The organism is Maribacter confluentis (genome assembly GCF_030505015.1).
GTDB lineage: Bacteria > Bacteroidota > Bacteroidia > Flavobacteriales > Flavobacteriaceae > Maribacter > Maribacter sedimenticola.
Window position 1 is genome coordinate 2,410,079 of the sequence record NZ_JAUKUC010000001.1, and the last position, 23,999, is coordinate 2,434,077.

Consider the following 23,999-nt stretch of genomic DNA (forward strand, 5'->3'; position numbering starts at 1 on the left):
CTCCCAATGAGAAGGTATTTTTCAACTTCTTTACTACTAACTTTTAAACCATAAATGATATGTCCACAGCCTTTGAGCCTATTTTGGAAGCAAATGATGACCGCTTTGTTATTTTTCCTATAAAACACAATGACCTGTGGGAATGGTATAAAAAATGTGAGGCTTGTTTTTGGACCGCAGAGGAAATTGATCTTCATGAGGATTTAAATGACTGGAACAATAAGTTAAACGAAGATGAGCGTTTTTTCATAAAACACATCTTGGCTTTCTTTGCCGCTTCTGACGGTATTGTAAATGAAAATTTAGCTGAAAATTTTGTGAGCGAAGTGCAGTATGCAGAAGCTAAATTCTTTTATGGTTTTCAAATTATGATGGAAAACATTCACTCAGAAACCTATTCCCTTTTAATAGATACCTATGTAAAGGACGAAAAGGAAAAAAACATTCTTTTCAAGGCCATCGAGAATTTTCCAGCTATTAAGAAAAAAGCAGATTGGGCCTTAAATTGGATTGAGTCTCCTAGTTTTGCCGAGCGCTTGATCGCTTTTGCCGCTGTAGAGGGGATTTTCTTTTCCGGTGCGTTTTGTTCCATTTTTTGGTTAAAGAAAAGGGGTCTAATGCCCGGACTTACCTTTTCTAACGAATTAATCTCAAGGGATGAAGGTATGCATTGTGATTATGCTGTTCATTTACACAACAAACACTTAATGAACAAAGTGCCCAAAGAACGGATTACGGAAATCCTTACCAATGCACTTAATATTGAGCGTGAATTCATTACAGAATCATTGCCCGTTAGCTTAATAGGCATGAATTCTAAATTAATGACCCAGTATTTAGAATTTGTTACCGATCGCCTACTGGTAGAATTGGAATGTGATAAAGTGTATAATGCATCCAATCCGTTCGACTTTATGGACATGATTTCGTTGCAGGGTAAAACCAATTTTTTTGAAAAACGAGTGTCTGAATATCAAAAAGCCGGAGTTCTGAACAAGGACAAAGATGAAGATTCGCAAAAAATTAGCTTCGACGCTGATTTTTAATAAACAGTATTTACAACCTCTTTACTTATCGATAAAGAGGTTTTTATGCCCTGGTCTTTATATGTTAAAATTATTAACATATTGAATAAAGTAATAGTAACCTAAAATATTTGTAGCCAATGTTTGTAATTAAAAGAGATGGAAGAAAAGAAGTGGTAATGTTTGATAAGATTACCGCAAGAGTACGAAAACTCTGTTATGGTCTTAACGGACTGGTGGATCCTTTAAAAGTAGCTATGCGGGTCATTGAGGGACTGTATGATGGTGTTACAACTTCAGAGCTGGACAACCTGGCCGCTGAAATTGCAGCAACTATGACCACTACGCATCCGGATTACGCTAAATTGGCAGCAAGGATATCTGTATCCAATTTACATAAAAACACAAAAAAATCCTTTTCCGAAACCATGAAGGATCTATATGTTTATGTAAATCCCAGAACAGGAAAAAAGGCCCCTTTGTTATCTGATGAGGTATACCAAGTAATTGCCGATAATGCGGAACGTTTGGACTCAACTATAATTTACAACCGAGATTTTGGCTACGATTATTTTGGTTTTAAAACATTGGAACGGTCTTATTTGTTGAAATTAAACGGTAAAATAGCAGAACGTCCCCAGCACATGCTTATGCGTGTATCTGTAGGAATTCATTTAAATGATTTGGATGCTGCCATAGAAACCTATGAGTTGATGTCCAAAAAATATTTTACCCATGCTACGCCAACATTGTTCAATTCCGGTACACCAAAACCTCAAATGTCTTCTTGTTTTCTATTGGCAATGAAAGATGATAGTATAGAGGGTATTTATGACACCTTGAAACAAACGGCTAAAATTTCCCAATCTGCCGGGGGTATAGGCTTATCCATTCATAATATTAGGGCAACGGGTTCCTATATAGCTGGTACTAACGGTACATCTAACGGTATTGTGCCCATGTTACAAGTGTTTAATGATACAGCCCGTTACGTAGACCAGGGTGGAGGAAAGCGCAAAGGTAGTTTTGCAATTTATTTGGAACCTTGGCATGCCGATATTTTTGACTTTTTAGATTTAAAAAAGAACCATGGAAAGGAAGAAATGAGAGCAAGGGACTTATTCTATGCTATGTGGATTTCTGACCTGTTCATGAAAAGGGTAGAGGCTAATGAAGATTGGACCTTAATGTGTCCTAATGAGTGCCCTGATCTGTATAATAAACACAGTGAGGAGTTTGAAAGATTATACACGCAATATGAGGCAGAGGGCAAAGGTCGTAAAACGATAAAGGCTAGAGAGCTTTGGGAGAAAATATTGGAATCCCAAATAGAGACCGGCACGCCATATATGCTTTATAAGGATGCCGCAAACCGTAAAAGCAACCAGAAAAATTTGGGAACGATCCGTTCCTCGAATCTATGTACTGAAATTATGGAATATACCTCGCCAGATGAGGTAGCGGTTTGTAATTTAGCTTCCATAGCTTTGCCCATGTTCATTAAGAACGGAGCCTTTGATCATAAAGAGCTCTTTAAGGTAACAAAACGTGTTACCAAGAATTTGAACAAGGTAATAGACCGTAATTATTACCCGGTAAAAGAAGCGGAAAATTCAAATATGCGTCACAGACCTGTTGGTTTGGGAGTACAGGGCCTAGCCGATGTGTTTATTAAACTTCGTATGCCATTTACCAGTGATGATGCCAAAAAACTAAATGAGGAAATATTTGAAACGTTATATTTTGCCGCTGTAACCGCTTCAATGGAAATGTCCAAGGAAGAAGGTCCTTATTCCAGCTATGAAGGCTCACCGATCTCCCAAGGAAAATTTCAATATAATTTATGGGGCATAAAGGACGAGGAATTGTCCGGTAGATGGGATTGGGAAAAATTACGAAAAGATGTGCTGCAACATGGCGTTCGTAATTCCTTGCTAGTGGCGCCAATGCCCACGGCTTCAACGTCACAAATATTAGGTAACAATGAATGCTTTGAGCCTTATACATCCAATATTTATACCAGACGCGTACTGTCTGGGGAATTTATAGTGGTCAATAAACATTTATTGGAAGACCTTGTTGAATTGGGAATGTGGAACGAGAACATGAAGCAAGAATTAATGCGTGCCAATGGGTCAATACAACATATAGAGACTATTCCACAAGATATTAGAGATCTCTATAAAACTGTATGGGAACTAAGTATGAAGGATATAATAGATATGTCCAGACAAAGAGGGTACTTTATTGATCAAAGCCAGTCCTTGAACCTTTTTATGGAAAATGCCAATTATTCCAAATTGACATCTATGCATTTTTATGCTTGGAAGAGCGGACTTAAAACTGGGATGTACTATTTGCGTACCAAAGCTGCTGTAGATGCCATAAAATTTACGTTGGACAATTCTAAGAAAAAAGAAAGCCCGGTTGAAGCAGAAGTGGTTACTTCCGTGGTCAATGAGCCAGTAGTGACAGATAATGCAGTTAAGATGGTGTCGCCACAGGCAGAAATTGACATTCAACCACTAACGCCACAAGAAATGAAAGAAATGATTGCTAGAGCTAAAGAAGGACAAGCAGATGATGATTGCCTAATGTGCGGGTCCTAAAACAAACATTTAATAAATAAAAAAGACCCCTGATCAGGGGTCTTTTTTAATAGCGGCTAAAGCCTAGGTTAAGTAAGGGAATTTTAATTATCGTTCTTTATATAGGGTTTGATCGCCGTTGTAAAGAACAACGCCACTACATAAATGATCAAAATGGTGATGTAAGGGTCCATAGCCTAAGTGTTTAGTATTAGATTATATACGGTAAAAACGTAAGTTTGGATTATGGAAACTTGATTAAATCGTTAAATAAACTGTTAATAAACAACTTTAGTATAGACGTAAAATTTTTCCAATGTTGTACAAGAAGCAAACGCTGGGTTGCAAATTCTTTTGATCGTATCTTTTTATACACGATATAAGATACTTTAGACGCCATTAGTAATATGACGTATATTGCGAGGGTATGTAGGTATTGGGACATATACAAAATAACGAAAAAGTAAGTTATTTCTTACATGTAAATTATGTATTTCAACGAATAGTTGATTATTTTTCGTTGAAATGCAACCCGACTTTGAAAAAGTCAGGTTGTTACTATTTTAATACCGAAAAATTCAAATAAAATTATCTACCTCTTTATATGCATTTATTAACGAAGTCTCTCCTTCTTTTCCTGATATAGAATTGCCATGCTCCATTCCCAATACTCCTTTAAATCCTTTTTGGTGAATCCATTTAAATACATTTTTGTAATTGATTTCCCCAGTGGTGGGCTCTTTTCTACCAGGATTGTCGCCTATTTGGATATATGCTATTTCTTCCCATGTCAAATCCATATGATGAATTAAGTTCCCTTCATTTTTTTGCATGTGGTAGATATCATAAAGAATTTTACAGGATGGACTATTGACCCCTTTGCAGATAAGATATGTTTGTTCTGAAGTTTGTAAATAAAGATCCGGTGAATCAGAAAGTGGTTCAAGAACCATTGTAAGGCCATGCGGTTCCAATATTTCTGCTCCACGGCGTAATGCTTCTATTACATTTGCATTTTGTATTCCAATAGGTAACGATCTTTCATAGCCGCCGGGAACTACGGTCATCCATTTTGCATTGACCCGTTTGGCCGTTTCAACGGCCTTTCGGCATCCGTCTAAAAAAATATTGATAAAATCCTCTTTACCAGCGGCGAGCGAGTTTGCCATGTTACCGCCCTTGTCTATTACAAAGACGCCCATAGTCATACCTCTCTTTGCCAAGGCAGCACCTATTTTTTCTTGCATGGCCACATCTCTCTTCATCATATTGTTATCCTCAAACGCTGTAAAACCTTGATCGGCCATAAATTGTATTTGATCTATGGGATCGTCTCCAGCATGATTGTTGAACATACCAAGATGAGGGGCATATTTTAAATTAAAGTTATACCTAGACATGGTTTCTTTGTTGGAATTTGCAAACGCCAAAGGACTCATTATTGTAAGAGCACTAGTACCTAGTGCGGTTTTTTGCATAAAATTTCTTCGCTTCATTTCAAAAAGGTGTTAAACTAAAAAAGCCAAGTGGTAGAAGTATCTATCTCTTGGCTCTTGTTAATGGTTGATCAATGTTATTTATAATGACCAATCTTTGCCTCCAGTGAGCTCCTGGGCATCACCACAGGCAATATACTCACCTGGTACGGGCAAATAGGCCAATACTTCTTCGCCAACATATTCAGAGGCTTTATAGCCCCAAATAGTAAGACCACGAAGATTGTTCGCAAAAGCAAATCTTGTAGTTTCATCATCTAACGTAGAAGTTTTACCTTCTGCTAAGGCTTCAGAATAACTGGTAATAGCATCTTGCATTTTTGTCTGGTCCTCTTTGGAATACTTCAATGAACTTGCTAAAACAGGCTCCAAGTCGTCCGTTGTCAAATCCGTTATATTTTCTTTACCTGAATCCGCCAACGCCTTTTCCACAAATTTGTTCATGGACATCGTAAAGAGCTCTTGTTGCTCTTTTTCCATTACTTCATTGGCAAATTTATCTATGAAAACATCTACCTGTACTTCAGAAGCGGCCGGTGTATCCGTTTTTGGTAAAATAAGGTCTACCAATTTGGTAAGTATGGCACCTTGGTCCTGTGATAGGAATTCTGGCGTCCAGGTTATTGCGGGTTCACTCTTACAACTTTGTACAAGACCTAGTAAGGTTGGAGTGGCCACCATATATCCAAGTGACAGCCCCATATTTTTTAATACGCGTCTTCTATCCATTATATATTTCCTTTTTTAAGTTCTTGTGCAGCATGGTTTGCCGCTCTTGCTGAAAATGCCATATAGGTCAATGATGGGTTTACACAACTGGCCGAGGTCATAAATGAACCGTCAGTTACATATACATTAGGCACGTCATGCAACTGATTGTTTCCGTTCAGTACAGAGGTTTTTCTGTCCCGTCCCATACGTGCGGTGCCCATTTCATGGATACCTAATCCTAATGCACCGGGATTGTCATACGGCGTTACATCCTTTAATCCTGCCTTGGTCAACATATCCACGGCAGACTGTTTCATGTCCTCTCGCATTTTCCATTCGTTTTCCTTGAATTCTGCATCAAAGGTTACAGTTGGTAGTCCCCAATCATCTAATTTATCATAGTCAAGGGTAAATCTATTTTCTTCGTAGGGAAGAACCTCACCAAATCCGGTCATGCCAAATTGCCAACCGCCCGGTTTCAATATAGCATCCTTTAAATCGGCACCATAGGCCAATTCGGCAACACTGTCCTCCCAATTTCCTCTAGAAGCACCACCTTGGTAACCAAAACCACGCTTATAATCAGATCTATTGGAATCTCCACCTAAATTTCTAAAACGCGGTATATAGATACCGTTCGGTTTTCTTCCTTTGTAAAATTTGTCTTCAAAACCATCAAATTTTCCACGGGCACCAACGCCTAAATGATGGTCCATAATGTTACGTCCCAATTGATCGGATGCATTACCCATGCCGTTAGGGAACGTATCTGATTTAGATTGCATTAATATTGACGTGGATGCTATGGCAGATGCACAAAGGAATATAACCTTAGCCTTAAATTCATAGGTTTCTTTGGTAACACGGTCAATGACCTTTACCCCGGTTGCCCTCTTCGTATTCGGGTCGTACATTACCTCATGAACGATAGAGTCTGGTCTTAACGTCATGTTACCTGTAGCTTCCGCAGCAGGTAGGGTAGATGATAAACTACTAAAGTACGCTCCAAAAGGACATCCGCGAATACATCTATTTCTAAATTGACATTTACTTCTGCCATCAAACTGTTTGGTGCCTGTTAGGTGAGCTACCCTACCGGCAGTTACTACACGGCCGTTAAAATTTTCCGCTACCTTTTCCCTAAATTCCTGTTCTACACAGTTCAGGTCCATCATAGGAAGAAACTGACCGTCAGGCAATTGCTCCAGTCCTAGATTTTCCCCACTTACTCCTATATATGTTTCGACCTTATCGTACCAAGGTGCTATATCCTTATAACGAACGGGCCAATCCACTGCTATTTTTTCATTTTTATTAGCGGTAAAATCAATATCGCTCCAGCGGTAACTATGACGGCCCCATTGTAGGGAGCGCCCACCTAGATGATACCCTCTCATCCAATCAAAACGTTTAGTTTCGTTATATGGATGTTGCTTGTCATTTACAAACCACATATTACTGGCCTGATTGGTAGTATAGCCGGTTCTGTTCTGTTTTGGTTGCTGCTCTAAAATTTCTTTGGTAGGTGCCCCTGCATTTGGAAAATCCCATGGATCTTTATTTGCGGTCACATAATCATCTATATGTTTTACCATACGACCGCGTTCCAATACCAATGTTTTTAACCCTGCTTCACACAGCTCTTTAGCGGCCCAGCCACCACTAATTCCAGTTCCTACAACTATAGCGTCATAGGACTCTTGCTCTTCATTGTAATAAAATTTGCTCATAAAAGTTGTTTATCCTCTAAATTTATTAAATATAAAATTAATTCTATACATTTAATGTCTATTCTTATTGCGAAATTCGCTAAAACTAGCATGTAGTCAGTTTAATGAACTTACTGGGAATTTTAACGTTCATTGCAATAATTATATTTTCAAACAACAACAAACAACCAAAAATGAAAAGAAAAAGATTTGTAAAAATTGCCTCCTTAGTAGGTATTGGAATCTCGTTACTAGGTACTTACGCCTGTAAGGAAACGAAAAAAGAAAATGTAGAAAATTCAGAAACAACTTCCACGGCCAGCACTGTTGAACCTTTCTTTGAGCTTTCATTGGCCCAATGGTCTATGCATAAAATGATCAGAGAAGACGGCGTAGACCCTTATACCTTTGCGGAAAAGGCTAAAAACTGGGGCTTTACCGGTTTGGAATATGTAAGTCAATTATATAACCCAGAGTTGGAGAGTGCAAATTATTCTGAGGAGGCCATGGCCAATTTTGTGGCAAAGTCCAACGCTGAAGCCAAAAAGCATGGAATGACCAATGTGCTGATCATGATCGATGGCCAAGGTAATTTAGCAGTTTCCGATGAAGCGGAAAGAAATGAGACCGTTGAAAAACATAAAAAATGGGTAGATGCGGCTGCTGCTATGGGTTGTCATGCAATTAGGGTCAATTTAAATGGAAGTAATGAACCGGAGGAATGGATCAAAAATTCTGTGGACGGTCTAACTAAATTGGCAACTTATGCCAAAACGAAGAATATTAACGTTTTGGTGGAGAATCATGGAGGTTTATCCTCTAACGGAGAACTTCATGCAAAAGTTATGGAAACGGTAAATATGGACAACTGTGGAAGCTTACCGGATTTTGGTAATTTCTGTATAGAGCGCAAGCCAAATAGTTGGGATTGTGTTAAGGAGTATGATAAATACAAGGGTGTAAAGGAATTAATGCCCTATGCGAAGGCGGTGAGTGCAAAATCCAACAATTTTGATGCCGATGGTTATGACACTGGTATAGACTATGTGAAAATGTTGAAAATTGTTAAGGATGCAGGATATACCGGTTATATAGGCGTGGAATATGAAGGGTCGGAAATTAGTGAGGAAGATGGAATAATTGCAACAAGGGATTTGCTTCTGAAGGCCGCCAACGAAATAGAATAATCTACATGAACTAGTGTATGGAACCATTTTTCAATGAATTATTCGATTACAATTTTCACTGTAACAAAAAGCTGATAGAAAAATGTCTGGCCTTGAACAACGTTCCGCCATATATTAGTAGGTTGTTCTGTCACATTTTAAATGCACACCATATCTGGAATGCAAGAATTTTGCAAAAACCCAGTGATTTTCAAGTTTGGCAAGAGCATGATCTAAAAGATTGGGCAGATATTCACTATGAAAATCAACGAAGTTCATTTGAGATCATTTCCAACGCCGATAATTTTGATAGGCGAATAGACTATGAAAATAGTGAAGGGAGGCTATCTACCAATACCTTACAGGATATACTTTTTCACATCATAAATCATTCAACGAACCATCGAGGACAAATAGCGGTAGATTTTAGAGTTCAAGGAGAACATCCTATTGGCCTGGATTACATTCATTATAAAAGATAAATGAAAAATGCGGTGAGGGCACAACTCTGCTCAATGATGTTCCTGGAGTTTTTTATTTGGGGGGCCTGGTTCGTAACCCTAGGAACTTTTTTAGGAAATAATTTACAGGCTACGGACGGGGAAATTGCCTTGGCCTTTTCCACGCAATCTTGGGGAGCCATTATTGCACCATTTGTAATAGGTATTATTGCAGATCGTTATTTTAATGCGGAAAAGATTTTAGGAGTATTGCATCTGCTAGGGGCGGTTCTTATGTATTTAATGTACGAAAGCTCGGCTTTTGAAGGATTCTATATTTTGGTCTTGGCATATATGATTGTTTATATGCCTACATTGGCCCTTGTAAATTCCGTTTCTTTTAATCAAATGAAAAATCCTGCAAAGGAATTTTCATTGGTCAGGGTTTTTGGAACCTTGGGCTGGATCGTTGCAGGACTTTCCATTAGCTTTATATTTCATTGGGATAAGGGAGAATCCATAGAACAGGGCTTTCTAAAAAACACTTTTTTAATGACCGCATTAGCCTCATTACTTTTGGGGTTGTTCAGCTTTACACTACCAAAAACACCGCCCAAGCTAATACGTTCCAAAAATGTTACGATCAAGGAAATTTTAGGGTTGGATTCTTTAGGCTTATTTAAGGATAGAAATTTTTTGGTGTTTTTTTTGTCATCGGTCTTAATATGTATTCCATTGGCATTTTACTATCAAAATGCTAACCCGTTTCTTGTTGAAATTGGTATGGATAATGCAACCGGTAAAATGACTATTGGCCAAATTTCTGAAATTGCCTTTATGTTACTTCTACCTTACTTTTTTACAAAGTTCGGTTTTAAGAAAACAATATTGGTGGCCATGGGCGCATGGGTATTGCGCTATATATTATTTGCTTATGGCGATGTTAACGAACTTGGTTTTATGTTGATTGTTGGCATTGCCTTGCATGGTATATGCTATGATTTTTTCTTTGTGAGCGGCCAAATCTATACGGACAGTAAGGCCGGGGAGGCATATAAAAGTTCAGCACAAGGGCTGATTACCCTTGCAACTTATGGTATAGGTATGTTAATCGGTTTTTGGATAGCGGGAAAAATTTCTACATGGTATCTCTTAGAGGACGGAACACATATTTGGAAGACTATTTGGATGTATCCCGCAGGATTTGCCTTTGTTGTATTTGTATTGTTCGCAATTTTCTTTAAAACCGAGAAAATAGATTATCAGTCTTAGATAAATTCTTTAATTTAAACGCCTGAAAATTGATTTCTGTCCACTAGATATACTAATAAAACCAATAACCAAAAAAGATAAACCATCCGTTAGGATACAATTTATAAATTTTTCAATTTAAACAACAACTAAAATGCCAAAGAAAATACGATTAGGAATATTAGGAGGGGGAGGCGATTCCCTAATAGGTGTACTACATAGGGTAGCCTCACAAATCAATGACAATTATGAAATTACAGGAGCAGTTTTCAATCCTGATTTTGAGGCCAACAAGGCCTTTGCCGAGGAGATTGATGTTCCCTTGAATAGAATTTATAAAGACTTTGATACTCTAATTGAGGAGGAATTGAAATTACCTGAGGATCAACGTATACAGGTCTGCTCAGTTCTAACCCCTAATTTCTTACACTATCCAATGGCCAAGAAATTATTGGACAATGGATTTCACGTTATTTGCGAAAAACCAATGACCACTTCTCTTGAAGAAGCAAAGGATTTGCAAAAGTCACATGAAAAAGCAGGTACGGTCTTCGCATTGACCCATACATATACAGGGTATCCTATGGTTCGTCAAATGCGTGAGATGATCAAAGCGGGTGCTTTGGGTAAAATTCATAAAGTAGATGCGGTCTATTATCAAGGTTGGATCAATACCATAATACATGATAAGGAGAAAAGATCTTCCGTTTGGAGGTTAGACCCCACTAAAGCTGGTATTAGTTCATGTATGGCAGATATTGGCGTACATGCCTTTAACATGGTGGAATATACTACGGGACTTAAAGTCAACAAATTGCTTTGCGATTTTAATTACCTGTATGAAGACAATAAGATGGATGTGGATGGAACGGTACTGATCCGTATGGGAGACCATGTAAAAGGGGTTATTAGAGGTAGTCAAGTAGCTACTGGGGAAGAAAACGGATTGGCCATAGCCATTTATGGAGAAAAAGGAGCTTTTAGATGGGAGCAGGAACGACCTAACTTCTTATATAAATTAAGTGATACGGAACCTACCCAGGTCTATAAACCGGGGCATGCCTATAACTCTGAATTGTCTTTGGACGGTACTAAATTACCGGCAGGCCACCCAGAAGGAATATTTGATTCTATGGCCAATATTTATAAAGGAGTCGCAAAAGCTATTAGGGGGCAAGCATATAATGACGGTGAATTCCCAACAATGACAGATGGCGTGCGCGGAATGAATTTTATTGAAGCGACGGTAGATTCCAATAAGAATGGAAATGTTTGGGTAAGTTTAGAAGATTAATAGGAAAGACCTACAATGAAATAGAGCCGCTATTAGCGGCTCTTTGTTTTAAAATACTTTTTCAAATTCTTGACAAACAATAATCATACTTTCCTTTGGTTCCCTGTCAAAGGCACTTAATTCCCTTGTATAATAGTCCCAGTGTACTTTTTTCCAGTAATCCAAGGACTTGTCGCCTTCACCTTCCAATTGAGCGTAAGATGCATTTATACTAAAATAGGGTTTTAGGGTTACGGCCGTTGTACGCACAATACATTGTGCTTCGCCTTTCCAATTTGTAACGACTATAAATTCACCTATTTTAGGAAGTGCTTCATTTCTATGTTGTAAACCTAACAAGGAATGGGACGTAGCTTTTTTGCTGCCATTTTTAGCCAATGCCGCCAATTCATCTGCGTCTTTTTCATTATCCCCAAAATAAAGGGTTTTTGGACTTTCGTTAAAAGCATGTTCCAAATGGGAGTCTAAATAATCTCCCCACATATTTCTTGCCGAAGCATTTTCCATAGCTATAAATTATCTTTTTAAATTGATATTATTTAAATGAATGCGATGTTCAAAATTACTTTATGATGAGAATTTGCCCAATTTTAATTGTTCTGCGGCGTGGTTTGCCGCCCTAGCGGTAAATGCCATATAGGTTAAAGAAGGATTTACACAGCTTGAGGAAGACATAAACGCCCCATCTGTGACGTATACATTAGGAACAAGATGCACTTGGTTGTGTTTATTGACAATGGAAGTTTTGGGAGAATGCCCCATACGTGCGCCACCCATTTCATGAATGCCCAATCCAGGACCGGTTTTCTGGTCATAGGCGCTTATACCCTTAAATCCGGCGCTTTTGAACATTTTTACAATTTCTTTTTTAATGTCTTCCCGCATGTTGTATTCGTTTTCCTTGAACTCCACATCAAAAGCTAATTGTGGAAGTCCCCATTTATCCTTTTTCGTAGGGCTTAGTGTTACACGGTTGTCGTCATAGGGTAAAAATTCCCCAAATCCTGTTACCCCTATGGTCCAATGGCCAGGTTTAAGAATGTGGTCTTTTAAATCTTTGCCATAGCTCATTTCGGCTATGGTTTCGCTCCAGTCGCCCCTACTTGCCCTTCCTTGATAACCAAACCCACGTACATAATTGTCCTTTTTGGTCTTATCGTTTAAATTGACAAAACGTGGAATATAAAATCCGGTAGGCTGTCTACCCTTGTAATATTTATCTAAATAGCCGTCAACCTTGGCAGATGCGCCCAATTTATAATGATGGTCCATGATACCACGTCCCAAGGCATCAGAATCATTGCCAAGCCCGTTGGGAAAACGTTCAGATTTAGATTGTAATAAGATACCTACGGATGCCATGGCAGATGCGCACAGAAAAATCACTTTAGCCTTGAATACCAATTGTTCATTGGTTTCCGCATCTATGACCTTAACACCGGTAGCTTTTTTTGTAGCATCGTCATATATGATTTCGTAGACGATGGAGTTTGGCCGTAAGGTCATATTACCTGTACGTTCCGCTGCCGGTAGGGTAGATGAATTACTGCTAAAATAACCTCCAAAAGGACAGCCCCTCCAACATCGGTCCCTATTTTGACAGGTGCCCCTGCCTTCAAAATTGGCATTTGGGTCGGTGATGTGCGCAGTACGGCCAATGGTAATTAACCGTCCGTCATCAAATTTTTCAGAAGTCAGTTTCTTAAAATCCTCTTCCACACAATTTAGTTTCATGGCCGGCTGAAATTTACCATCGGGCAATACCTCCAAGCCTAAATTTTCACCACTGACTCCTATATATTCTTCAACCTTATCATACCAAGGTGAAATATCCTTGTATCTAACAGGCCAATCAACACCAATATTTTCCTTTTTGTTCGCTTCAAAATCTATATCGCTCCAACGATAACTCTGCCGCCCCCATGTTAAAGACCTACCCCCAACTTGATAGCCCCTGATCCAATCAAAACGTTTGGTCTCTACATAGGGGTGGTCAAAATCATTGACAAAAAAATGCTTTACATCCTGTTTTGGCGCCCAGTTTACCCTAGATTGTACAGGGAAATTTTTCTTTTCTTCCTTGGATAGTTCCCCTTTTAAAGGATAATCCCATGGGTCATCATGCATGGTGGGGTAATCTTCTATATGTTTTACCATTCTACCGCGTTCAAGAACCAATGTTCTTAAACCGTTCTCTGTTAATTCCTTTGCGGCCCAACCACCACTTATTCCAGTTCCAACTACAATTGCATCGTAAACTTCATCTTGATTCATGCCTTAATTTTTATCTTTTTCTTTTGGTAATCCTTATATTTATAGCAATTCTTCAAGGTGTTCAGAATTGTGTTATAGAATTCTTAAATATAAGATAAATTGACATATTTGAGGAATTGGTACAACTAACTAATTAAAATAACCGATAGTATAAAAATTTATGAAAACAATTAAAGGTCCAGCGGTATTTTTGGCTCAATTCGTAGATAGTAAAGCTCCATTCAATACCTTGGATGGTATGTGTAAATGGGCGGCCGATTTGGGATATAAAGGAATACAAATACCCACTTGGGAAAGTTTTTTGATCGATTTGGATAAAGCAGCAGAAAGCCAAATGTATTGTGACGAGTTGAAGGGGAAGGTTAATTCGTACGGGTTGGAGATCACCGAACTCTCTACACACTTACAGGGCCAATTAGTTGCCGTTCACCCGGCATATGATTTAATGTTCGATTCCTTTGCCCCAAAAAATGTTCACGGCAACCCTAAAGCAAGGACGGCATGGGCCGTTGAAACCGTAAAAAAAGCGGCCACAGCAAGTAGAAGGCTAGGGTTAAAGGCACATGCTACGTTTTCAGGATCCTTATTGTGGCATACCATGCACCCTTGGCCCCAACGACCTGCCGGTCTCGTAGAAATGGGTTTTGAAGAACTGGCAAAAAGATGGATGCCGATATTAAATCATTTTGATAAGGAAGGGGTAGATGTGTGTTATGAAATTCACCCAGGGGAAGATTTACATGACGGAGATACTTTTGAGCGTTTTTTAGAAGCTACGGGTAACCATAAAAGAGTAAATATTCTTTACGATCCAAGCCATTTTGTCTTACAACAATTAGATTATATTGCCTATATAGACCACTATCATGAATTTATAAAATCCTTTCACGTAAAGGACTCGGAATTTAATCCTACAGGAAAGAAAGGTGCGTTTGGTGGTTATAATGATTGGGGAGACAGAGCGGGCAGATATCGTTCCTTGGGCGATGGACAAATTGATTTTAAGACCATATTCTCCAAGTTGACCCAATATGGTTGTGATGTTTGGGCGGTAATGGAATGGGAGTGTTGTATTAAAAGTCCTGAGCAAGGTGCTCGTGAAGGGGCCAAATTTATTTCTGACCACATCATTGAGGCTACTGAGAAGACCTTTGATGATTTTGCAGGCGCGGAAATTGACAAGGAGATGTTGAAAAAAATGTTAGGACTATAAATTAAAGCAAGAATGAAAAAAGTAGTATTAGGTGTTGCGGTATTGTTGTTAATTGCTTCATGTAAGCAGGAAAAAAAAGAGGCTACAGAAGCAAATGTGGCTGAGGTGGAAATGCCTAAAAATGATTGGGAAATTTTGTTTGACGGTTCTTCCTTGGACAAATGGAAAGAATTTCAAAGTGATTCCGTAAGCGGTGCATGGACCATACAGGGCGATGCCTTGGTGTATACGCCGCCTAGTGAAGGAGAGAAAAGAGTAAATCACGATTTGGTTACCAAAGAGGAATTTACCGATTTTGTCCTCTCCTTGGAATGGAAAATATCCGAAGGTGGAAACAGTGGTGTGTTTTGGGGGTAAATGAAGATGAAAAATTTAAGACCGGATACCAAACCGGACCTGAAATACAAATTTTGGACAATGACAAACACCCAGATGCCAAAGCTGGTACCACCCACCAGGCGGGTGCTTTATATGATATGGTGCCACCGGCAAAAGATGTTACGAAACCTGTTGGGGAATGGAATACCATGGAATTGACCGTAGACCACAAGAACAACCGTGGAAAAGTATTGTTGAACGGTACGGAAATGGTGACTTTCCCCATAACGAATGAGGAATGGAATGCCATGGTCGCCAATTCTAAATTTGCAGGTTGGGATGGGTTTGGAACATTTAAAACTGGTAAAATCGGTCTACAGGATCATGGTAATGTTGTATCCTTTAGAAACATCAAAATAAAACAACTATAACCTAAGCACACATTCATGAAAAATTTCTGTTTATTTAGTATTATCGCCCTGATGTTAGGGGTTACATCCTGTAAAGAAAAAGTTCAGGTAGAGCAGGTAGACGCCATAGAGAGCGAAGCGGGGGACAACGTTATTGTACATGAGGAATATACGGGTGATGAACCTACCACACCAGAGGAAACGGAGTTTTATGAGCCAAAGGTTCCTGTGGTAAAACCAAGTGTAAATGGGGCACCACCAAGTGATGCTATTGTACTCTTTAATGGTACAGGTTTGGAAAACTGGATCAGTGCCAATGATAGTACTGCCGCAAAATGGCATTTAAATGATGATGGCAGTATGACCGTTAATGATAAAACGGGTAATATACAGACCAAGCAAAATTTTGGTGACGTTCAATTGCATATTGAATGGAAATCTCCTTTGCCTGTGCAAAGCAAAGGTCAAAACAGGGGAAATAGCGGTGTATTTCTTAATGGCATTTATGAAGTTCAGATATTGGACCAAAATGACAACCCAACTTATGTAAACGGCCAAGTGGCTTCAATCTACAAACAACATGTGCCATTGGCCATGGCTTCTGTACCCACTGGAGAATGGAATACTTATGATATTATCTATCATGCCCCTGAGTTTAACAACGAAGGAGGTAAGATAAAATCCGGTGATATTACCGTTATTCATAACGGAGTTCTTGTACAAGATCACGTAGAGCTAAAAGGTACTACTCCTTATATAGGTTGGCCCAAAAATCCCCCTCACGGCAAGGGCCCCTTATTGTTGCAAGATCATGGGGACGATAGTCGTGTGAGCTTTAGGAATATATGGATTAGGGAACTATAATCTATTAAAAAATGCTTTAACGGAGTAAACGACCCATAGGCTGTTTGCTCCTTTTTTCTATTACAAGGTTACTATAAAACCTGAATTTTACATTTACCTTACCTTTGTTAAAATTTAAAATGCGTATATGATCCAATCCATGACCGGTTTCGGTAAGCATGTAATACAATTGCCCAATAAAAAAATTACGGTAGAAATTAAATCGCTCAATAGTAAGAGTATTGATTTAAATGCCCGTATGCCCTCAAATTATAGGGAAAAGGAATTGGAGCTAAGAAAGATAATAGCCAACTCCTTGGTGCGCGGTAAGGTAGATTTTAGTCTATATGTTGAACTTACCGGTGATGAAACTACTTCTCAAGTAAATGAGGTCGCGGTAAAGCAATATATGGGACAGTTAAAAAATATTGCCACAGGTGATGACCTAAGATTATTGGAAATGGCGCTTAGATTCCCAGATGCCATGAAAATCGCAAAGGAAGATATTGACGAGGAAGAGTATATAGCAATTAAAAAGGCACTGGAAGGGGCTTTGGTTGAAATCAATAACTTTAGGTCAGAAGAAGGCGGTGTACTAGAAAAGGATTTTTTGGATCGTATTGCCATTTTACAACAATTGTTGAAAGATGTGGTGGCCATTGATCCAGAACGTCAAGCAACCATAAGAGAAAGATTAGAGAAAGCCGTTCAAGACCTAAAGACCGATTTGGATGAGAACAGATTTGAACAGGAACTCATCTATTATTTGGAAAAATATGATATCACCGAAGAAAAGGTAAGACTGGCCAACCATCTTGATTATTTTGGAAAAACCTTGCGTTCAAGTGATAGTAACGGTAAAAAATTGGGCTTTATTTCTCAAGAGATCGGCCGTGAGATCAATACAATTGGTTCTAAGGCCAATTACGCACCTATGCAACAATTAGTAGTTCAAATGAAAGATGAGCTGGAAAAGATTAAGGAACAAATGTTAAATGTATTATAGATGAAAGGGGGAAAATTAATTATTTTTTCTGCACCCTCAGGAAGTGGAAAAACTACCATTGTACGTCACCTATTGGCCCAACCCGAATTGAATTTGGCCTTTTCTGTTTCTGCTACTTCAAGACCTAGAAGAGGAAAGGAAAAGAATAAGGAACATTATTATTTTATGTCCGTTTCCGAGTTCAAGAACCATATAAAAAACGATGATTTTTTAGAATGGGAGGAAGTATACAGGGATAATTTTTACGGTACACTTAAGAGTGAAGTAGAGCGCCTTTGGGCCGAGGGTAAGAACGTTATTTTTGATATTGATGTGGTAGGCGGTCTAAGAATCAAGAAAAAATTTCCAGATATAACCTTGGCAGTGTTCGTGAAACCTCCCAGTGTTGATGAACTTAAGATCAGACTTAAGAAACGAAGTACAGAGAGTGAGGATAAAATTAATATGCGTATTGCAAAAGCATCCGTAGAATTGGCAACTGCTCCACAATTTGATAAGATTATCAAGAATTATGATCTAGATGTTGCCTTAAAAGAGGCCGTTGACCTTGTGGCGGATTTCGTAAGGGAGGATTAAAATAGTTTCAATGAAGAATATTGGTTTATACTTTGGAACGTTTAACCCTATACATATAGGTCATTTGGTCATAGCGAACCATATGGTGGAGTTTTCAGATTTGGATGAGGTTTGGTTCGTGGTAACTCCGCAAAGTCCGTTTAAAACCAAAAAAACACTTTTGGACAACAATCACCGGTATGAAATGGTTTATGAGGCTACCGTTGATTATCAAAAATTAAAGCCCAGTAAAATTGAGTTTGATTTACCACAACCCAATTATACCGTAAATACACTTGCACACTTAATGGACAAACATCCTGCCCAATACACTTTTTCGTTAATTATGGGTGAGGACAATCTAAAAGGATTTCATAAATGGAAAAATTATGAAACTATTTTGGAAAACCATGCTATTTATGTTTACCCAAGAGTATCACAAGGAGTTGTGGAACACCGGTTTAAAACACATGAAAAAATACACAGGGTCAATGCGCCAATAATGGAAATTTCATCGACCTTTATTAGAAAAGCACATAAAAATGGTAAGAATATAAGACCCATGTTACCGCCGGAAGTCTGGAAATATATGGATGAAATGAATTTTTATCGTTAATTCTATTGTGGTATTCGTAACTTATCAGTGGCAAGATAGGTATCGTTCTTATTGTAATACCATGCCCTGGTTTTTGGAAATTTTATATCATTTATCGTTAATAAATCGGTCAAAAGAATATATTCCCCATCGTTCTTACTTTCATCATGATAAAATTGATAGATTTCCATGGCATAGGTGTTTGGATCAAAATAAAAATACCAAGTATCTTGCCCCACTTCTTTTTCATACTTGACCTTCAGTACTAAGTAATCTTTTCCTTTAAATGTGCGTTTCACCACCTTGGGGTCAATAAGGGTACCAGGATCTTTTAATTTCATTGGCAGGCCATATAAATACGTATAATAATCCTTCATTAGTTTAGTGCGGTCGCAGGTAATTCTTAAGCTATCCCTAACCTGTTGGGCAATATTGGTTTTGCCATTGTATTTTAAAACGCAATGCTCTTTTTGTAGTTCTGATTCTATGGTGTAATCATCCCTTTTTACGGTAGATTTAAAATAGGTTGCGGGTAGGTCCAGTTCAATTAGTGTGCTGCGCAAAGTTGCTTTGGGAGATTCCATTACAATAAGCAACTTGCCTTTAAATGTGTTCCAATTGTCCTGTGGATCATGAAAGGAAATGGCATTTTCAAGTAATTGTTCCCCTGTTAGTTCTTGGCCCTTAGTGTAAAAAGAAAGGAATAGTAGTGTGGCCAAATAAAAATACCTTGTCATCATATACTATTTATGAGGACAAGGTACTTATTATTTTAATGAGTGACAGCGGTATTATTTTTTAGGCGATTCTATCGTAGCCGGTGCTACGGAGCTATCGTGCTCATTGTGATATTGCTGTAGTAAATTCATTACGGATGTCATTAAATCCTTAGTTTCCAATAAGAGTGAAAAATAAAGGGTGGTGTTTTTTGGACTGGATTCTTCCGTCCTTGTTCTTGCCACTTGTGTCTGAATCTTATCGGATACCATCTGGAAAAGCTCCTGTTTCTGACTTAGTACATTCCCAATTTGTTCAAAAGATTGATTTGAAAAAGCATCTTGTGTCTGATTCAATATTTCCTCCAATTTTAAATCTATTTGCTTTAACTCCTTGATCTGGTTATACTTTAATTTTTTGTGATTGTTGTTTACATGCTTATGGCTAACTTTTCCAATATATTCAAGAGATTGAGCAATATCTGTTAAATAGCCCAAAGTATTAATGTAAAAATTACTGGCCCCAACGCTATTTTCATCTAGGTTTTTGATAAAATAGAAAATATGGTCTCTTAGGTCATCAATTTCATTAGAGAGTTTTTCACCTTGTTTTTTGTTCTTTTTAAGCAAGTTTACGTCCTGTTTGGCCAAACCATTTATAGTGTTGGTATAAATTTTATTGGTTCTTTTAAGAACATTGGAAATGTTCATGGCACTTTCAAATATTACCCCTTGTATAGAACTGCTCTCTGCCCTGTTAAGCGAATCTTCCGCTTTTAACTCCTTGGCTTTCTTGTTATGTGAAATATAATTTCTTGCCAATAATAAAATGGCGGCAAACAATAGTACTGCCAACGCGGCACCCTTTCCAAAACTGATCAAGGTTAAAATGATTCCAGAGGCTATAAATGCTATAATGGCGGTTCCAAACCATCCACCTATTACATTGAGCACCCCGGCAACCCTATATACCGCACTTTCAGCACCCCAAGCTCTATCGGCAAGTGAAGTACCCATTGCAACCATAAAAGTAACGTAGGTTGTAGATAACGGTAATTTGTAAGATGTGGCAATAGAGATTAATATGCCGGCTACCATAAGGTTTACGGCAGCACGTACCATATCAAATGCCGGAAGTTCATGGACCTTCTTTTTTGATAGGGAAATTACAGGTTTGTTAAACTGCTTATCTATCTTTTCCTGAAGGGATCTTGGAATTGCGTTCGTTAAGACCGTTGATAATGAAATGGCTAAACGAACCAACCCTCTTGACAAGAAGTTAGGCTGAAACCTTTCTTTGGTGTCTTCTTGACTGGACAGGTCTATGGAAGTTTTGACAACACTTTTGGCTTTACTGGAAAACCACAAGGTTAGGACCATGACCATACCTGCTATAAATAACAGTAATGTTGGTGTTGGGACTTTGTTGGCCAAAATCCCCATACTGAATTCCGATGCCTCTACCCCAGAGGCTAACCATGCCTCATATGATTGCCAAGCGGCAATTGGAACCCCTATAAAATTGACGAGATCATTACCGGCAAAAGCTAATGCCAAAGCAAAGGTACCAACGCCAATAATCAATTTATAAATATTTACATTGGCAAATTTCATTAAGATAAATGAAAACGTAGACCAAACCAGGAAGTTTGCCCCTACCAAAGCAAATAATTGGGTTTCTAAAAACTCTTTAATGGTTATACCCCCAATTAGGTCGTAAGATTCGCCGGCAAAAGCCGTTCCGCCAATTCCCTTTATTAATATGAAGTAGGTCATGGACGATAATGCAAAGCCTCCAAAAAGGGCACCTACCCATGTAGGTTTTTTTTCAAAATTATAGGACAGGAGCAATCTTGATACCCATTGTACCATTGCACCTATGGTAAAGGCGACAACTACAGATAGTAATATGCCAAATATAATCTGAATGGCCTTATCATTATTGATATAGTTGATTACATCTATAAAACTACCATTGTCCGCACCAATTTTAATCAATGACATGGCTACGGCCGCACCCAATAGTTCAAAAACTATGGATACCGTAGTTGAAGTTGGCATGCCCAAGGTATTGAAGAAATCAAGTAATAGAATATCCGTTATCATCACGGCCATAAAAATGAACATGATCTCATCAAAATAGAATTCACCAGGGTTAAAAATTCCTTTTCTTGCCACTTCCATCATACCACTTGAAAACAAAGCGCCGGCAGCAATTCCAAAACTAGCGACGATCATTATGGTCTTAAAGGAAATAGCTTTGGAACCAATGGCGGAATTCAAAAAATTTACCGCATCGTTACTAACACCTACCACAAGATCTGCTATGGCCAGTACGGCAAGTGCAATAAGCATTAAAAAAAATATATTATCCATAATTTCGTTCGATATCAATTTGCAAATATCATTATCGCCAATGGCTGCAATGTTAGGTTAATGTTATTATTTTACTAGAAGTGAACTTCTAATTGTAATCTATATGTCAAAATATTCGTGCTTGCTATTTGTGAAAGATAACTAAGATCACTTTGCACTTTAAGTTTATGACCCACAATATACTTTGAAAGTCCCAAAGTATATTGATTTTGAGTATTTTGACCTGTTATTTCCTGATCTAAACCAATAGTTGTAAAACGGCCAGATACTTCCCAGTTATTTTCAAATAAATATCCTGATTGCAAATTTAGGCCGCTACCCATATCAACTACAATCCCCGTGGCAGAGCCATCAGAATTTTTAGCTATAGGGTCTTTGGCCTGTCTATTGGCATATTCACCCATAAACGAAAAACCATTATACTTAAACATGGCATCTATAAAGACGGTATTGATATTGGTCTCAAAAAATCCTACATCATTAAATAGATAGGAGCCTTGGTTACTTCTCGACTTTACGGCATTCTGATTAGTGTCATAAGTGGCAGCGATCATCAGTTTTGGAGTCTTTTCCCTATTTAAATCACTTCCCTTATAATCCCCTCTTCCTAAAAATTCTCCAAATGGCAGTAATTCTAATCGTGATGTATATTGCAGTCCGCCCAAATTCCCGGTCGTAATATTTCTTCCTTCTCCTTGTGATAGTGCAAAAATCTCCCGAATCAAAAATTTTTGGCCTATATTGGTTTTATGCCTTAACTGGAAGCCCATATCCCTGTCAATTGTAAACCTTCCATTCAATAATGAGCGGTCTACTTGCAATAAATTACCGGAAGAAATTACGCGCTCTATATTACCGGGCAGTTTTGTTTGACCAAACCAAAGCACAAAATTTTCGAAAAAATTCCATTTTACCACTGCATCAAAAATATAGCGTGGGGCATTACCTGTAAACTGAGAAGCTCCGGAAATGTCACGATTGGAAAGTCCTAATTCTATTTTGTATACTAATTTGGGGGAATATGCAAAGCCATCAAATTTTAACCTGGCTCTCCTTACTAGAAAATTTTGTTCCGGGTCAGTAAGGCCTCCATTCTCCGAGTTCCACGTATTTGTAGCCAGAATCTGCATACGTGCCCCAACTTTCATTGTCCAGGAACTATCTTTTCCAACAAGGTTAAACAATCCATTACCAAAATTAGGAGCATTGGATTCCTGGCCTTTTATTGTACTGAAGTACAGCAAAAAAAGGCTAAACCAAAAAAGGTTATACTTCATTCACTACTAGTTTTTGTCGACTGAAAATTACCGAAATGAACTTTAAGTTCATATTTAATTAAAAGTAACCTGTATTTTTATGCCTCTCTTCTGTTATACAATGAATTTTTAACTGAATAACAATCATTGACTTCTGCATTGGACACATAAAAAAAGCTACCGGGCAGGTAGCTTTATGATTTCAAAAAACCAAGTCGACAAAAACTAGTAGTGTTGGAAATCAGATGTATTTTATATATGCTGAATAGTAGACGTACCTATTATCAATATATTATCTGGATGAGGTTTTTTGGGCTGATAAACCTGCCATGCTCATTGTTTTGGCCTTTAAGCTTGCCTGTATATTCTTGGTTTCACCAGATGCAACGGTTACAGGTAATTCTATTGGTTCATAACCTAAAAATTGAACTAAAAGTTGGTATGAACCGGGTGTAAGGTTATCAAACTCAAAGTTTCCCCTAAAATTAGTGTGGGTACTTATAGAAGTATTCTTAATGGTTACCGTAGCCATTAGTAATGGCTCATTGAATAATTCAGCGTCCAATATTTGACCCTGAATAGCACTAGTCTCCTGTGCGGACACTAAAGAACCAATTAATATTGCGAATAAAAGAACTAATCTTTTCATGTATTCTTTAAATTTCTTCATGCAAAGAAATGACTGCAAGGTTAAGTTAAGGTTAGGTCACAATTATGAATATATGTTCTTATGGTTAAGATTTTGGTTCCGGTTTTT

Annotated in this window: 22 protein-coding genes; 13 read left to right on the forward strand and 9 right to left on the reverse strand. The window is 38.2% G+C overall.

Going from position 1 to position 23,999, the window contains the following annotated elements; genetic code table 11:
- Positions 1 to 59: 59 nt before the first annotated feature.
- Positions 60 to 1,046 (forward strand): ribonucleotide-diphosphate reductase subunit beta, encoded by a 987-nt coding sequence (locus Q2T41_RS10545; protein WP_304436052.1) that lies wholly within the window; start codon positions 60 to 62, stop codon positions 1,044 to 1,046.
- A 119-nt stretch (positions 1,047 to 1,165) separates the two neighbouring features.
- On the forward strand, positions 1,166 to 3,634 hold the full coding sequence (locus Q2T41_RS10550) for a ribonucleoside-diphosphate reductase subunit alpha (protein ID WP_304436053.1): 2,469 nt from the start codon (positions 1,166 to 1,168) through the stop codon (positions 3,632 to 3,634).
- A 557-nt stretch (positions 3,635 to 4,191) separates the two neighbouring features.
- On the opposite strand, the gene Q2T41_RS10555 is transcribed toward Q2T41_RS10550, so the two are convergent.
- From Q2T41_RS10555 to Q2T41_RS10565, 3 genes are all read right to left on the reverse strand, one after another.
- On the reverse strand, positions 4,192 to 5,109 hold the full coding sequence (locus tag Q2T41_RS10555) for a hydroxypyruvate isomerase family protein (RefSeq protein ID WP_304436054.1): 918 nt from the start codon (positions 5,107 to 5,109) through the stop codon (positions 4,192 to 4,194).
- Between the two features lie 81 nt (positions 5,110 to 5,190).
- Entirely contained in the window at positions 5,191 to 5,838 is a 648-nt protein-coding gene (locus tag Q2T41_RS10560) for a gluconate 2-dehydrogenase subunit 3 family protein (protein ID WP_304436055.1), read from the reverse strand.
- Positions 5,838 to 7,550 carry a GMC oxidoreductase gene (locus Q2T41_RS10565; RefSeq protein ID WP_304436056.1) on the reverse strand — a complete coding sequence of 571 codons (1,713 nt, stop codon included), beginning with the start codon at positions 7,548 to 7,550 and terminating at the stop codon, positions 5,838 to 5,840. The genes Q2T41_RS10560 and Q2T41_RS10565 overlap by 1 nt, the downstream gene beginning before the upstream one ends.
- 173 nt (positions 7,551 to 7,723) lie before the next feature.
- On the opposite strand from Q2T41_RS10565, the gene Q2T41_RS10570 reads away from it, so the two are divergent.
- The 4 genes from Q2T41_RS10570 (at position 7,724) to Q2T41_RS10585 (ending at position 11,680) form a co-directional block, all read left to right on the forward strand.
- On the forward strand, positions 7,724 to 8,716 hold the full coding sequence (locus Q2T41_RS10570) for a sugar phosphate isomerase/epimerase family protein (protein WP_304436057.1): 993 nt from the start codon (positions 7,724 to 7,726) through the stop codon (positions 8,714 to 8,716).
- A 17-nt stretch (positions 8,717 to 8,733) separates the two neighbouring features.
- Positions 8,734 to 9,177, forward strand: coding sequence for a DinB family protein (locus tag Q2T41_RS10575; protein WP_304436058.1), 444 nt, complete (start codon positions 8,734 to 8,736; stop codon positions 9,175 to 9,177).
- Positions 9,178 to 10,407, forward strand: coding sequence for a nucleoside permease (locus Q2T41_RS10580; RefSeq protein WP_304436059.1), 1,230 nt, complete (start codon positions 9,178 to 9,180; stop codon positions 10,405 to 10,407).
- A 133-nt stretch (positions 10,408 to 10,540) separates the two neighbouring features.
- Entirely contained in the window at positions 10,541 to 11,680 is a 1,140-nt protein-coding gene (locus Q2T41_RS10585) for a Gfo/Idh/MocA family protein (protein ID WP_089258659.1), read from the forward strand.
- Between the two features lie 48 nt (positions 11,681 to 11,728).
- Here Q2T41_RS10585 and Q2T41_RS10590 read toward each other — a convergent pair whose 3' ends face one another.
- Positions 11,729 to 12,187 carry an ASCH domain-containing protein gene (locus Q2T41_RS10590; RefSeq protein ID WP_304436060.1) on the reverse strand — a complete coding sequence of 153 codons (459 nt, stop codon included), beginning with the start codon at positions 12,185 to 12,187 and terminating at the stop codon, positions 11,729 to 11,731.
- Positions 12,188 to 12,247: 60 nt separating this feature from the next.
- On the reverse strand, positions 12,248 to 13,954 hold the full coding sequence (locus Q2T41_RS10595; RefSeq protein ID WP_304436061.1) for a GMC oxidoreductase: 1,707 nt from the start codon (positions 13,952 to 13,954) through the stop codon (positions 12,248 to 12,250).
- 160 nt (positions 13,955 to 14,114) lie between these two features.
- Here Q2T41_RS10595 and Q2T41_RS10600 point away from each other — a divergent pair, with 160 nt between their 5' ends.
- The 7 genes from Q2T41_RS10600 (at position 14,115) to nadD (ending at position 18,915) form a co-directional block, all read left to right on the forward strand.
- On the forward strand, positions 14,115 to 15,167 hold the full coding sequence (locus tag Q2T41_RS10600) for a sugar phosphate isomerase/epimerase family protein (RefSeq protein ID WP_304436062.1): 1,053 nt from the start codon (positions 14,115 to 14,117) through the stop codon (positions 15,165 to 15,167).
- A gap of 12 nt (positions 15,168 to 15,179) precedes the next feature.
- Positions 15,180 to 15,524 carry a 3-keto-disaccharide hydrolase gene (locus Q2T41_RS20780; RefSeq protein WP_367186855.1) on the forward strand — a complete coding sequence of 115 codons (345 nt, stop codon included), beginning with the start codon at positions 15,180 to 15,182 and terminating at the stop codon, positions 15,522 to 15,524.
- The gene (locus tag Q2T41_RS20785) at positions 15,515 to 15,916 is read left to right on the forward strand and encodes a 3-keto-disaccharide hydrolase (protein WP_367186856.1); all 402 of its coding nucleotides are present in this window, start codon (positions 15,515 to 15,517) and stop codon (positions 15,914 to 15,916) included. The genes Q2T41_RS20780 and Q2T41_RS20785 overlap by 10 nt, the downstream gene beginning before the upstream one ends.
- Positions 15,917 to 15,931: 15 nt before the next feature.
- A complete protein-coding gene (locus Q2T41_RS10610) occupies positions 15,932 to 16,759 on the forward strand; it encodes a 3-keto-disaccharide hydrolase (RefSeq protein ID WP_304436063.1) in 828 nt (275 codons plus the stop codon).
- Positions 16,760 to 16,886: 127 nt separating this feature from the next.
- Positions 16,887 to 17,744, forward strand: a complete 858-nt coding sequence (locus Q2T41_RS10615) for a YicC/YloC family endoribonuclease (protein WP_304436064.1) — start codon at positions 16,887 to 16,889, stop codon at positions 17,742 to 17,744.
- Positions 17,745 to 18,320 (forward strand): guanylate kinase, encoded by a 576-nt coding sequence (gmk, locus tag Q2T41_RS10620; protein WP_089258673.1) that lies wholly within the window; start codon positions 17,745 to 17,747, stop codon positions 18,318 to 18,320. It abuts the gene before it with no gap.
- A gap of 10 nt (positions 18,321 to 18,330) precedes the next feature.
- On the forward strand, positions 18,331 to 18,915 hold the full coding sequence (gene nadD, locus Q2T41_RS10625) for a nicotinate (nicotinamide) nucleotide adenylyltransferase (protein ID WP_304436065.1): 585 nt from the start codon (positions 18,331 to 18,333) through the stop codon (positions 18,913 to 18,915).
- Between the two features lie 2 nt (positions 18,916 to 18,917).
- Here the strand turns inward: nadD and Q2T41_RS10630 are convergent, their stop codons facing one another.
- From Q2T41_RS10630 to Q2T41_RS10645, 4 genes are all read right to left on the reverse strand, one after another.
- Positions 18,918 to 19,634, reverse strand: a complete 717-nt coding sequence (locus tag Q2T41_RS10630) for a DUF6503 family protein (protein WP_367186857.1) — start codon at positions 19,632 to 19,634, stop codon at positions 18,918 to 18,920.
- A 51-nt stretch (positions 19,635 to 19,685) separates the two neighbouring features.
- Positions 19,686 to 21,986 carry an inorganic phosphate transporter gene (locus Q2T41_RS10635; RefSeq protein WP_304436066.1) on the reverse strand — a complete coding sequence of 767 codons (2,301 nt, stop codon included), beginning with the start codon at positions 21,984 to 21,986 and terminating at the stop codon, positions 19,686 to 19,688.
- Positions 21,987 to 22,060: 74 nt separating this feature from the next.
- The gene (locus Q2T41_RS10640; RefSeq protein ID WP_304436067.1) at positions 22,061 to 23,263 is read right to left on the reverse strand and encodes a porin; all 1,203 of its coding nucleotides are present in this window, start codon (positions 23,261 to 23,263) and stop codon (positions 22,061 to 22,063) included.
- 271 nt (positions 23,264 to 23,534) lie between these two features.
- Positions 23,535 to 23,912, reverse strand: a complete 378-nt coding sequence (locus Q2T41_RS10645) for a carboxypeptidase-like regulatory domain-containing protein (protein ID WP_304436068.1) — start codon at positions 23,910 to 23,912, stop codon at positions 23,535 to 23,537.
- Positions 23,913 to 23,999: the final 87 nt, after the last annotated feature.